General features: G+C 69.7%; 13 protein-coding genes. 10 read left to right on the top strand and 3 right to left on the bottom strand.

Annotation, left to right across the window (positions count from 1 at the left end):
* The 7 genes from AC1DP0_RS09670 to AC1DP0_RS09640 all read left to right on the top strand — a co-directional run.
* Nucleotides 1-136: F0F1 ATP synthase subunit delta (locus tag AC1DP0_RS09670; protein ID WP_478084082.1), on the top strand; the 136-nt coding region annotated here is incomplete at its 5' end.
* Between the two features lie 73 nt (nt 137-209).
* A complete protein-coding gene (gene atpA, locus AC1DP0_RS09665) occupies nt 210-1,841 on the top strand; it encodes a F0F1 ATP synthase subunit alpha (protein WP_478084077.1) in 1,632 nt (543 codons plus the stop codon).
* Nucleotides 1,842-1,974: 133 nt separating this feature from the next.
* Nucleotides 1,975-2,913, top strand: a complete 939-nt coding sequence (locus AC1DP0_RS09660) for a F0F1 ATP synthase subunit gamma (protein WP_478084075.1) — start codon at nt 1,975-1,977, stop codon at nt 2,911-2,913.
* Nucleotides 2,914-2,943: 30 nt separating this feature from the next.
* Nucleotides 2,944-4,404: a F0F1 ATP synthase subunit beta gene (gene atpD / locus AC1DP0_RS09655; RefSeq protein WP_478084074.1), complete on the top strand. Its 1,461-nt coding sequence runs from the start codon at nt 2,944-2,946 to the stop codon at nt 4,402-4,404.
* 219 nt (nt 4,405-4,623) lie between these two features.
* Nucleotides 4,624-6,042 (top strand): NAD(P)/FAD-dependent oxidoreductase, encoded by a 1,419-nt coding sequence (locus AC1DP0_RS09650; protein ID WP_478084073.1) that lies wholly within the window; start codon nt 4,624-4,626, stop codon nt 6,040-6,042.
* Nucleotides 6,043-6,166: 124 nt separating this feature from the next.
* Nucleotides 6,167-6,442, top strand: coding sequence for a F0F1 ATP synthase subunit epsilon (locus AC1DP0_RS09645; RefSeq protein WP_344255666.1), 276 nt, complete (start codon nt 6,167-6,169; stop codon nt 6,440-6,442).
* Between the two features lie 7 nt (nt 6,443-6,449).
* Nucleotides 6,450-6,887, top strand: coding sequence for a DUF2550 domain-containing protein (locus AC1DP0_RS09640; protein ID WP_478084071.1), 438 nt, complete (start codon nt 6,450-6,452; stop codon nt 6,885-6,887).
* A gap of 92 nt (nt 6,888-6,979) precedes the next feature.
* On the opposite strand, the gene AC1DP0_RS09635 is transcribed toward AC1DP0_RS09640, so the two are convergent.
* The 3 genes from AC1DP0_RS09635 to AC1DP0_RS09625 all read right to left on the bottom strand — a co-directional run bounded on the left by AC1DP0_RS09635 (nt 6,980) and on the right by AC1DP0_RS09625 (nt 8,860).
* Nucleotides 6,980-7,492 carry a hypothetical protein gene (locus AC1DP0_RS09635; RefSeq protein WP_478084070.1) on the bottom strand — a complete coding sequence of 171 codons (513 nt, stop codon included), beginning with the start codon at nt 7,490-7,492 and terminating at the stop codon, nt 6,980-6,982.
* On the bottom strand, nt 7,489-7,992 hold the full coding sequence (locus AC1DP0_RS09630; protein ID WP_478084068.1) for a hypothetical protein: 504 nt from the start codon (nt 7,990-7,992) through the stop codon (nt 7,489-7,491). Before AC1DP0_RS09630 ends, AC1DP0_RS09635 begins: the two co-directional genes overlap by 4 nt.
* A 223-nt stretch (nt 7,993-8,215) precedes the next feature.
* Entirely contained in the window at nt 8,216-8,860 is a 645-nt protein-coding gene (locus AC1DP0_RS09625) for a cob(I)yrinic acid a,c-diamide adenosyltransferase (protein ID WP_478084066.1), read from the bottom strand.
* Between the two features lie 66 nt (nt 8,861-8,926).
* Here AC1DP0_RS09625 and murA point away from each other — a divergent pair, with 66 nt between their 5' ends.
* From murA to AC1DP0_RS09610, 3 genes are all read left to right on the top strand, one after another.
* A complete protein-coding gene (murA, locus tag AC1DP0_RS09620; RefSeq protein WP_478084064.1) occupies nt 8,927-10,213 on the top strand; it encodes a UDP-N-acetylglucosamine 1-carboxyvinyltransferase in 1,287 nt (428 codons plus the stop codon).
* A gap of 193 nt (nt 10,214-10,406) precedes the next feature.
* Nucleotides 10,407-10,772 carry an STAS domain-containing protein gene (locus AC1DP0_RS09615; RefSeq protein WP_478084062.1) on the top strand — a complete coding sequence of 122 codons (366 nt, stop codon included), beginning with the start codon at nt 10,407-10,409 and terminating at the stop codon, nt 10,770-10,772.
* Between the two features lie 103 nt (nt 10,773-10,875).
* The coding region (locus AC1DP0_RS09610; protein ID WP_478084080.1) for a methylmalonyl-CoA mutase family protein at nt 10,876-11,966 on the top strand (1,091 nt) is incomplete at its 3' end.

The raw sequence follows: 11,966 nt of genomic DNA, 5'->3' as shown, positions 1-11,966 counted from the left end.
CGGCGGCACGGTCCACGTCAACACCGTCGTGGACCCCCGGGTCATGGGCGGGGTCAAGGTCGAGATCGGTGACGAGGTCATCGACGGCACCGTCATCCGCAAGCTCGACGCGGCGCGCCGCGCCATGGGTGCCTGAGGCACCGCCCACCCACCAGCTGTGAACAACCACCGGCCCGTCACGCGGGTCGAAACCGAGGAGAAGATCTGACATGACGGAGCTTTCGATCCGTCCGGAGGAGATCCGCGACGCACTGGACTCGTTCGTCCAGTCCTACGAGCCCGGCACGGCCTCCCGCGAAGAGGTCGGCCGCGTCACCGACGCCGGTGACGGCATCGCTCACGTCGAGGGTCTTCCCTCGGCCATGACCAACGAGCTGCTCCAGTTCGAGGACGGCACGCTCGGCCTCGCCCTGAACCTCGACGTCCACGAGATCGGCGTCGTCGTCCTCGGTGACTTCGCCGGCATCGAGGAGGGCCAGACCGTCAAGCGCACGGGCGAGGTCCTCTCGGTCCCGGTCGGTGACGACTTCCTGGGTCGCGTCGTCGACCCGCTCGGCAACCCGATCGACGGTCTCGGCGAGATCAAGGCCGAGCAGCGCCGTGCCCTCGAGCTGCAGGCGCCCACGGTCGTCCAGCGCAAGTCGGTCCACGAGCCCCTGCAGACCGGCATCAAGTCCGTCGACGCGATGACGCCGATCGGGCGCGGCCAGCGCCAGCTCATCATCGGCGACCGCCAGACCGGCAAGACGACGGTCGCGATCGACACGATCATCAACCAGAAGCGCAACTGGGAGTCCGGCGACCCCGACGCCCAGGTCCGCTGCATCTACGTCGCCATCGGGCAGAAGGGCTCGACCATCGCGTCGGTCCGGAGCACCCTGGCCGAGGCCGGCGCGCTGGAGTACACCACGATCGTCGCCTCGCCGGCCTCTGACTCGGCCGGCTTCAAGTACCTCGCGCCCTACACCGGCTCGGCCATCGGCCAGCACTGGATGTACCAGGGCAAGCACGTCCTCATCGTCTTCGACGACCTGAGCAAGCAGGCCGAGGCCTACCGCGCCGTGTCACTGCTGCTGCGCCGTCCGCCGGGCCGCGAGGCCTACCCGGGCGATGTCTTCTACCTGCACTCGCGGCTCCTCGAGCGTTGCGCGAAGCTCTCGGACGACCTCGGCCACGGTTCCATGACGGGTCTGCCGATCATCGAGACCAAGGCCGGCGACGTCTCGGCGTACATCCCGACCAACGTCATCTCGATCACGGACGGCCAGATCTACCTCCAGGCCGACCTGTTCAACGCCAACGTGCGTCCGGCCATCGACGTGGGTGTGTCGGTCTCCCGAGTCGGCGGTGCCGCGCAGATCAAGGCGATGAAGTCGGTCGCCGGGCGACTCAAGCTCGACCTCGCGCAGTTCCGCGCCATGGAGGCGTTCGCCATGTTCGCCTCCGACCTCGACCCCGCGTCGCGAGCCCAGCTCGCCCGTGGTGCGCGTCTCGTCGAGCTGCTCAAGCAGCCGCAGAGCTCGCCGTACCCCGTCGAGGAGCAGGTCGTCTCGATCTGGACCGGCACCACCGGCAAGCTCGACGACATCGCCGTCGAGGACGTCCGCAACTTCGAGCAGGAGCTGCTCGAGACGCTCCGCCGCGACGGCTCGATCCTCCAGACGATCCGCGAGACCCTCAAGCTCGACGAGGACACCGAGATCGCCCTGACGAAGGTCGTCGACAACGTGAAGTCGACCTTCCGCGGCACCGGTCGCGACGGCCTCGAGGCCGGCAACGAGGAGTTCGACGAGATCGCCGACGACCAGATCACCCAGGCGAAGATCGTCAAGCAGAAATAACCCTCGGGGGGCCTCGCCCCCCGAGTCCCCCCAACTGCCCGCGTGGCTGAGCGGGCAGTTGGGAGCCGGACACACGGCATACGCCGGCAGGACACGTCACCACAGACTCACGAGACCAAGAGAGGCGGAGCACATGGGAGCGCAGATGCGGATCTACCGCCAGCGCATCAAGTCCGTCAACTCCATCAAGAAGATCACCAACGCGATGGAGCTGATCGCCGCCGCACGCGTCGTCAAGGCTCGCCAGCGGGCGACCGAGGCGATGCCGTACACGACCKCGCTGACCCGCGCCGTGTCCGCCGTGGCGACCAACACGAACGAGGACCACCCGCTGACGACGGCGAAGGAGACCGCCAAGCGGGCCGGTGTCGTCATCATCACGGCGGACCGCGGACTTGCCGGTGCCTACTCCGTCGCGGCGATCAAGGAGAGCGCGGAGCTCATCTCCAGGCTGACCGCCGAGGGCAAGGAGGTCGTGCCCTACCTCGTCGGTCGCAAGGCCGTGAGCTACTACAAGTTCCGCAAGCGCGACTTCGCCGCCGAGTGGACCGGCTTCTCCGACGCCCCGACGTTCGAGAACGCCAAGGAGATCGCCGACCGCATCACGGCCGACTTCCTCAAGGACACCGAGGAGGGCGGCAACGACGAGATCCACATCGTCTTCACCCGCTTCCGCTCGATGGTCCGCCAGGACCCCCACGTGCTGCGGCTGCTGCCTCTCGAGGTCGTCGGGGCCGACGAGGCCGGCGACGACGAGAGCCTGGACCTCAGCGTGCACCACTACGAAGAGGGCCAGATCCCGCCGGAGTACTCCTTCGAGCCGAACGCCGCCGAGGTGCTCGACCTGCTGCTGCCGAAGTACGTCCGCAACCGCATCTTCACCGCGCTGCTCAGCTCGGCGGCCTCCGAGCTCGCCGCCCGCCAGCGGGCGATGAAGTCGGCCACCGACAACGCGACCGAGCTCATCAAGAAGTACGAGCGCCTCGCGAACCAGGCTCGCCAGGCCGGCATCACCCAAGAGATCAGCGAAATCGTGGGCGGCGCGAACGCCCTCGCCGACGCCACGAAGTAACCCGCCCAGAAGGTAAGGAAGTCAACCACCATGACTGCAACCGTCAGTGACACCACGTGGACGGCCCCGCCCGCGGGCGGAGTCGGCCGCGTCTCGCGGATCATCGGCCCGGTCGTCGACGTCGAGTTCCCCGTCGAGGCCATGCCCGAGCAGTACAACCTGCTCACGACCGAGGTGACCCTCGCCGGCGAGACCAAGCGCCTCAACCTCGAGGTCGCCCAGCACATCGGCGACAACATGGTCCGCGCCATCTCGCTCCAGCCGACCGACGGCCTCGTTCGAGGCTCGGCCGTGCAGGACACCGGTGGCCCGATCACCGTCCCCGTGGGCGACGTGACGCTCGGCAAGGTGTTCAACACCACCGGCGAGTGCATGAACCTCAAGGAGGGCGAGAGGCTCGAGGTCAAGGAGCGCTGGGGCATCCACCGCAAGGCTCCGGCCTTCGACCAGCTCGAGTCCAAGACCACGATGTTCGAGACGGGCATCAAGGTCATCGACCTCATGACCCCGTACGTCCAGGGTGGCAAGATCGGCCTCTTCGGTGGTGCCGGTGTCGGCAAGACGGTGCTCATCCAGGAGATGATCGCCCGTGTCGCCCGTGACCACGGTGGTGTGTCGGTCTTTGCCGGTGTCGGTGAGCGCACCCGTGAGGGCAACGACCTCATGGTCGAGATGGAGGAGGCGGGCGTCCTCGGACAGACCGCCCTCGTCTTCGGGCAGRTGGAMGAGCCGCCGGGCACCCGTCTTCGTGTCGCCCTGTCGGCGCTGACGATGGCGGAGTACTTCCGCGACGTCCAGAAGCAGGACGTGCTCCTCTTCATCGACAACATCTTCCGCTTCACGCAGGCCGGCTCCGAGGTCTCGACGCTCCTCGGGCGTATGCCGTCCGCCGTGGGCTACCAGCCCACCCTGGCCGACGAGATGGGCACGCTCCAGGAGCGCATCACCTCGACGCGTGGTCACTCGATCACCTCGATGCAGGCGATCTACGTGCCCGCCGACGACTACACCGACCCGGCCCCGGCCACGACGTTCGCGCACCTCGACGCGACGACCGAGCTCTCCCGTGACATCGCCTCGATGGGTATCTACCCCGCCGTCGACCCGCTGTCCTCGACCTCGCGAATCCTCGACCCGCGCTACGTCGCCCAGGACCACTACAGCACCGCGGTGCGGATCCGGTCGATCCTCCAGCGCAACAAGGAGCTGCAGGACATCATCGCGATCCTCGGTATCGATGAGCTCTCCGAAGAGGACAAGATCCTCGTCAACCGCGCCCGTCGCATCCAGCGCTTCCTGTCGCAGAACACCTACGTCGCCAAGCAGTTCACCGGCATCGAGGGCTCGACCGTGCCGCTGAGCGACACGATCGAGGCGTTCACGAAGATCGCCGACGGCGAGTACGACCACGTCGCCGAGCAGGCCTTCTTCATGTGCGGTGGCCTCGACGACGTCGAGCGCCAGTGGGCGGAGATCCAGAAGAACCTCTGAGCACGCAGCCGGGATGACCGGTCTCACCCGACGAACGGGGAGGAGCCCCCGTAGCTCCTCCCCGTTCGTCGTCCACCCGAGGGCTGACCAGGCCCGACCCGGCGTGAGATCGAGCACGTCGTCTCCCTCCGGGGCATGCGGGTACTCCTAGCGGTGTTGACCCGTACGCAGGACGTCAGCGCCGACGAGCCCAGTACTCGCACCAGGACAAGGAGAATCGTGAGCACGCCCAGCAAGCAGGCCCCGCGCCACCGGGTCGTGGTCATCGGATCCGGTTTCGGCGGTCTGTTCAGCACGCAGAAGCTGAAGAACGCCAACGTCGACGTGACCCTGATCGCCCGCACGACCCACCACCTCTTCCAGCCGTTGCTCTACCAGGTGGCGACCGGCATCCTCTCCGAGGGGGAGATCGCCCCCTCGACGCGCGAGGTGCTGCACCGCCAGCACAACGCCAAGGTGCTGCTCGGCGACGTGACGGAGATCGACCTCGCGGCGCGCACCGTGACGCACTCCACCGTCGGGCGCGAGACCGTCACGCCCTACGACTCGCTCATCGTCGCCGCCGGCGCCGGCCAGTCCTGGTTCGGCAACGACCAGTTCGCGCGGCACGCCCCGGGCATGAAGTCGATCGACGACGCCCTCGAGCTGCGGGGCCGTATCTTCGGCTCGTTCGAGCTGGCCGAGCTCGCGTCGACCCAGGCCGAGGTCGACCGGCTCATGACGTTCGTCGTCGTCGGCGCGGGTCCGACCGGCGTCGAGATGGCCGGCCAGATCTCCGAGCTGGCCCGGCGCACCCTCAGACGCGACTTCCGGCGCATCGACCCGACCAAGGCGCGCATCATCCTGCTCGATGCCGCCCCGGCGGTGCTCGGCTCGTTCGGGGAGAAGCTCGGCGACCGCGCCGTCAAGCGCCTGACCGACATGGGGGTCGAGGTGCGCCTCGGCGCCAAGGTCGTCGACGTCGACTCGACCGGCATCGAGGTGGAGCTGCGTGACGGTGGGCGCGAGCGCATCGAGTCCGTCTGCAAGGTGTGGGCCGCGGGCGTCAGCGCCTCGCCGCTCGGGCGCCAGCTCGCCGACCAGACGGGCGCCGCGCTCGACCGGGCCGGTCGCATCGAGGTCCAGGACGACCTCACCCTCCCCGGCCACCCCGAGGTCCATGTCGTCGGCGACATGATGGCCCTGAAGGGGCTGCCCGGTGTCGCGCAGGTCGCCATCCAGGGCGGGCGCTACGCCGCGGAGCAGATCGTGCGCGGTCTCGAGGGGCGGGAGCCGCAGGGGCCGTTCGAGTACTTCGACAAGGGGTCCATGGCGACGATCTCGCGGTTCTCCGCCGTGGCGTCGGTGGGCAAGGCGCAGTTCAGCGGGTTCTTCGCCTGGATCCTCTGGCTGGCCGTCCACCTCGTCTACATCATCGGCTTCAAGCACCGCATCACGACGCTGTTGCACTGGGTCGTCACCTTCATCGGCCGGGGCCGATCGGAGCGGGTGGTCACCGAGCAGCAGGTGTTCGCCAGACAGGCGATCTCGGACCTCGGTTCGGAGTTCAGCCCCGAGCTCCCGCGCCTCGCGAAGGACCGGCAGCGGGAGCAGCCGAGTGCCGACGACCCGGCGCCGGGTGCGTCCAGGATCGACTGAGCGCAACGGCGCGCGACGTCCGCCTCCTCCCGGGAGGCGGCTTGCGGCACACACCTGCCTCGCGTCAGGAGCACCGGCGCGGAGGCACTAAACTGCACTACACACCCCATGATCCGGAGGAAACGTGAGTTCGCTCAAGGTTGAGATGGTTGCCGCCGACCGGAAGGTCTGGGAGGGCGAGGCCAAGTTCGTACGCGCTCGGTCCATCTCGGGTGAGCTGGGCATCCTGCCCGGCCACGCGCCACTGCTCGGCGTCCTGGTCGAGGGTGAGGTGGCCATCGAGTCGCTCGAGGGCGAGCGCCGCACCGTGACCGTCGACGGTGGGTTCCTCTCGGTCGACTCGGACGTGGTGACCATCGTTGCCGAGCACGTCGACGCCTCGTCACTGCAGACGAACTGAGGTTCGCGTGCCGTCCGCTCTCGTCTCCACCGAGGTCGTGGTCGGCACGCTCGTAGTGGTCGCGGTGGGCGTCCTCGCAACGACCTTCCTGCGTCGTCGCTACATCGCCAAGGGCCTGCCCCTCACCTTGTGCGGCATGCGCCGGTCGCAGTCCGACCGGTGGCGCCTGGGACTCATCCGGTTCGGCGACAACGCCCTCGAGTGGTACTCCCTCGGGGGCGTCTCCGTGCGTCCGAAGTACCGCTGGCTGCGCCAGCGCCTCCTGCTCGACGTCCCGGAGCCGCTCCGCGGCAGCGACTCGATCCCGCTGCTGCCGGGAGCGAGCCGGGTGCCGTGCAGCGACGGCGACAGCGACTTCGAGCTGGCACTGCAGGGCCCTGCCTACACCGCGCTGCGGTCGTGGCAGGAGGCCTCGCCGCCCGGTTACAACGTCAACGTGGCTTGACGCCTCCCGGGGCGCCTGACGTCTCCAGATCGGGCGCGAGATCGCGCAGGTGGTGCGGTTAGGCGACAGCGCCTGCGCGATCAGCCGCACGATCAGGAGCCGGTCCTGGCTCGAGCAGGCCGGGGCAGCAGGAGCCGCCCGTTCTGCCACGGGTCCCGCGGTGTGGCGACCACGTCCGCGCGCCCGCCCGCCGACCTCGCGCGCAGGTATGCCGTCTCGACCCGCTCCAGCACCCAGCGGGGTCGTGCGCGGATCGAGTGTGGAGTCACCCCGACGACGAGGACGCGTGCGGCCTGTAGGTCGGTGTCGTACTCGACCGTCGACTCCCACTCGCGCTCGCCCGCGTGCCACCTCCGGCTGTGCACCATGATCGCCATCGCCACGTCGTCGACCCAGACGTCCGGGGTGGTGAGTCGGTGCCCCTCGCCGTCGCGCAGCTCGGGGTTGGCCAGGAGCTGGGGCAGGACCGTCGACGAGGACAGCAGCCGCAGCAGCTCGGCCTCCGGCAGCGACCAGGCTCCTGATGCCGCGACCGACAGTCCCGCATGGAGGCGGTGCGAGCCGACCTGGCCGCGGGCGAGGACCCAGTGCAGCAGGTCGCTCATCCGGGCTGTTCGCGAGCGTGCCGCGGAGACGAGGACGGCTCGGGCCACCTCGTCGGACGGGGCTGCTGCGGCGGCGTCGACCGCGGCGCGCGCCGGGCAGGAGACCCGCAGCGGTCCGCGCCGGTGCAACGGCTCGTCCAGGAGAGTGGTGTTCGCACGACGACCCAGGCGTGGGTGCGCGACCGAAGCGGTGCCGGGACGAGCACGTGGATCGGGTTGGTGACCGTGAGGTCACCGATGCCGTGCAGCGCAGCCGCAGTGGGACCAGCCAGCCAGCTCCGTGGTCCTGCGAAGAGCTGGGCAGCCATGAGCCGTTGCTGCTCGTTCGGCACGGCGTTGGAGAGCAGGACGACGCCGCGCAGGACGAGCCGCCACTCACGGCCAAGGCGGGTGCGCAGCTGTGCCGGCGTGATGCCCCCGTCGAGGAGCTGACGCCGCGTCAGGACACCGTGCTGGTGTTGCGCCACGTCGTGCAGTGCCGGGGAGAGGGTGCGGTCCATCGGGCCAGAGTGCGCAGCGCCCGCGGCCACGGCCAGCGGCGACGCCACCGCTGTGGACCGCCCACGCCTCTGCGCGGGGGATGTGGATGCGCGAGTCCTGGCGTCTGGTCCTGCGCGTGATCGCGCCGGTGCTGCGCTCCGGCGACACGAGCTGCGTGACCTCGCGCCCGACCAGTCCCGCGAGCATGCCGTATGCGGTATGCCGTATGCCGCGTTCGTGCGGTCAGGCTCGCCCGGCGCGCTCCGGCTTCTCGACGCGTCCGCCGCCCGGCTRCCACAGCACGTCGCCGCCGATGCCCTTGTTCGCGATGCGGGCCAGGATGAACAGCAGGTCGGACAGGCGGTTGAGGTACTTCGCCGTCAGCACGTTGACGCCGCCCACCCCGCGGGCATCGGTGCCCTCGGCGGCCGGGTCGGTGCCGTGCTGGTCGATGGCCGCCCACGCCGAGCGCTCAGCACGACGCACGATGGTCGTCGCGAGGTGCAGGTGGGCGGATCCCGGGGTGCCGCCGGGCAGGATGAAGGAGCGGAGCTTCTCGACCTGCTCGAGGTAGTGGTCGCAGTCCTTCTCGAGGTCATCGATCCACGGCTGCTCGACGCGGAGCGGGGGGTAGTCGTAGCTGGGACGCAGCGGGGTCGACAGGTCGGCCCCGACGTCGAAGAGCTCGTTCTGCACACGCTGCAGGGTGGCCTTCACCTCCTCCGGCAGGTCGCCGCAGGCCACCGCGATGCCGATGGCGGCGTTGGCCTCGTTGGAGTCGGCGTAGGCGTGCAGCCGGGCGTCGTTCTTGCTGACCCGTGAGAAGTCGCCGAGGCTCGTCGTTCCGTCGTCGCCGGTGCGCGTGTAGATCCGCGTCAGGTTGACCATGGGCCCACTCTCTCACCCTCCCCGCGGCGTCCAACGGCCCCCCGGGACCCCGCTAGGGTTCGGTGGGTGAGAGAGCGATTCCGCGTCGTCGGTGGCGCACACCTCGTGGGCGAGGTGGCCGTGGTGGGCGCCAAGAACAGTGCCCTCAAGCTGATGGCCGTGGCCCTGCTGGCCGTCGGTCGGACCACCTTGACCAACGTCCCGGCCATCGCCGACGTGACGATCATGGCGGAGCTCCTCAGACGCCTCGGCGTGGATGTCGACTACGACGCTGCGGCCGGCGTCGTGGTGCTCGACGTGCCCGAACGCGTCGGTCACCGCGCGGACTACGAGCTCGTGCGTGCCCTGCGCGCCTCCATCTCGGTGCTCGGGCCGCTCCTGGCGCGGGTGGGGGAGGCCGATGTCGCCGTTCCCGGTGGGGACGCCATCGGCTCCCGCGGGCTCGACCTGCACGCGGYGGGCCTCGAGGCCCTGGGCGCCGAGGTGCACGTGACCCATGGCTACCTCGTCGCCACCGCCCCCCAGGGGCTGCGGGGCGCGGACATCCGCCTCGACTTCCCGAGCGTGGGTGCGACCGAGAACATCCTCACCGCGGCCGTGCTCGCGCGCGGCACGACGAGGATCGACAACGTCGCCAAGGAGCCCGAGATCGTCGACATCGCCGAGATGCTCGGCTCGATGGGGGCGTGCATCGAGGGCGCCGGCACGTCCCGCATCGTCGTCCACGGTGTCGAGGCGCTCGCTCCGACCGAGCACGCCGTCGTCTCCGACCGCATCGCGGCCGGCACCTGGGCCTTCGCGGCCGCGACGACCCGCGGCGACATCGAGGTGGTGGGCGGGGTGGCCGAGCATCTGCGTGCTCCGCTGGGGGCGCTCGAGGGTGCCGGCTGCCACGTCGAGGTCACCGAGCGCGGGTTCCGGATCTCGGCACTCGAGCGCCGGCCGCGGGCCTTCGACGTGGCGACCCTGCCCTACCCGGGATTCCCGACCGACCTGCAGCCCTTCGCCCTGTCCTACAACGCCGTCGCCGACGGGTCGGCCATGATCACGGAGAACCTGTTCGAGGCGCGTTTCCGCACCGTGCAGGAGCTCGCGCGACTCGGGGCCGACACCCAGGTCGACGGCCACCACGTCATGACGCACGGTGTCCCGATCCTGTCCGGTGCTCCGGTCGAGAGCAGCGACATCCGCTCCGGGGCGGCGCTCGTGATCGCAGGCCTCGTGGCCGAGGGGGACACCCTCGTCAGCGGCGTCCACCACATCGACCGCGGCTACCCGCGCTTCGAGGAGGCGCTGCGCACCCTCGGCGCCGAGGTCGTGCGCGAGCCCGACGACGAGTTCCGCCTCCACTAGGGACCTCGACCGTCCCGGCAGTCAGCGAGCGTTTCGTCCGCTTTGTCGGAAGTGCTGGGACCCCCTGCGCGCCGACATCACGATGTTCGTTTCCCGGACGTATTTTCTTTGCCAGTTCTTGACTCCGAAGAGCAACGTTTTGCCCGGCTGAGGCGTCATCATTGGTGACGGCACAGCGTTGAGAGGGGTCCAGATGACGCTGAACACCCACCGTAGGGGTCCGGTCCGAGTGCTCGACGCGCCTGACGGCCACGATGTCATCATCGAGGGGCGGCTCGACGTCCACACGGTGCCAGACATCCGCGACGCGATCCATGCCGTGATCAACCAGGGTCCGGGCGAGCTGCGTCTGCATCTCGGCGGCGCCGAGATCGGCGACGCGACCGGGCTCGGGGTGATCGTCCATCTCCACCGGCGGGCCACCCGTGCCGAGCGACGGCTGCTGCTCGTCGACGCGAGCGACCGCACGACGCGCCTGCTGCGCGGGTGCCGTCTCGAGCGCATCCTCGCCCCGCGCCACCCGGCCACGGACGAGACTGTGGCGCCTCTCACCGCCTGAGCGCCTGCCCACGACGCGGCCCCGCCACTACCGTCGAGCCATGTCGTCGACGGAGAGCACACCGCACCCGCCTGCCCGGGTGACGCCCGACCGTCCGTGGGTCATGCGCACCTATGCCGGCCACTCGAGTGCCGCTGCGAGCAACGCGCTGTACCGCCGCAACCTCGCCAAGGGCCAGACGGGCCTGTCCGTGGCCTTCGACCTGCCGACCCAGACGGGCTACGACCCCGACCACGTGCTGGCGCGGGGCGAGGTGGGCAAGGTCGGCGTGCCGATCAGCCACATCGGCGACATGGCAGCGCTCTTCGCCGACATCCCGCTGCGCGAGATGAACACGTCGATGACGATCAACGCGACGGCGATGTGGCTCCTGGCGCTCTACCAGGTCGCCGCCGAGCGCCAGGCCGAGGCCGCCGGGGAGGACCCCGCGGAGTCGGTGCACGCCCTGGCCGGGACGACGCAGAACGACATCATCAAGGAGTACCTCTCGCGCGGGACCTACGCCTTCCCGCCCGGTCCCTCGCTGCGGCTCATCACCGACATGGTCGCCTACACGGTGCGCGAGATCCCGAAGTGGAACCCGATCAACATCTGCAGCTACCACCTGCAGGAGGCCGGGGCCACGCCGGTGCAGGAGATCGCCTACGCCATGTCGACGGCGGTCGCGGTCCTCGACGCCGTGCGCGACTCGGGGCAGGTGCCACCGGAGGACTTCCCGGACGTGGTGGCCCGGATCTCCTTCTTCGTCAACGCCGGCGTGCGCTTCGTCGAGGAGATGTGCAAGATGCGCGCCTTCGTCGAGCTGTGGGACGAGCTGACCCGTGAGCGCTACGGCGTCACCGAGGCCAAGGCGCGGCGCTTCCGCTACGGCGTCCAGGTCAACAGCCTGGGTCTGACCGAGGCCCAGCCCGAGAACAACGTCCAGCGCATCGTCCTCGAGATGCTCGGGGTGACGCTCTCGAAGGACGCGCGGGCGCGGGCCATCCAGCTGCCTGCGTGGAACGAGGCGCTCGGCCTGCCGCGGCCGTGGGACCAGCAGTGGAGCCTGCGGATGCAGCAGGTGCTGGCCTACGAGTCCGACCTGCTCGAGTACGACGACCTCTTCTCGGGGTCGGTCGTCGTCGAGGCCAAGGTCGCCGAGCTCGTCGCGGGCGCCCAGGCCGAGATGGCGTGCGTCGAGGAGATGGGCGGCGC

The organism is Terrabacter sp. P5_B1 (genome assembly GCF_056400505.1).
This window is presented reverse-complemented; position numbering and strand designations above follow the sequence as displayed.

Excerpts from the sequence above, each read along its gene's own strand:
- atpA (WP_478084077.1), top strand. The coding sequence starts at position 210 with ATGACGGAGCTTTCGATCCGTCCGGAGGAGATCCGCGACGCACTGGAC.
- AC1DP0_RS09630 (WP_478084068.1), bottom strand. The coding sequence starts at position 7,992 with ATGGACCGCACCCTCTCCCCGGCACTGCACGACGTGGCGCAACACCAG.
- AC1DP0_RS09615 (WP_478084062.1), top strand. The coding sequence starts at position 10,407 with ATGACGCTGAACACCCACCGTAGGGGTCCGGTCCGAGTGCTCGACGCG.
- AC1DP0_RS09635 (WP_478084070.1), bottom strand. The coding sequence starts at position 7,492 with ATGAGCGACCTGCTGCACTGGGTCCTCGCCCGCGGCCAGGTCGGCTCG.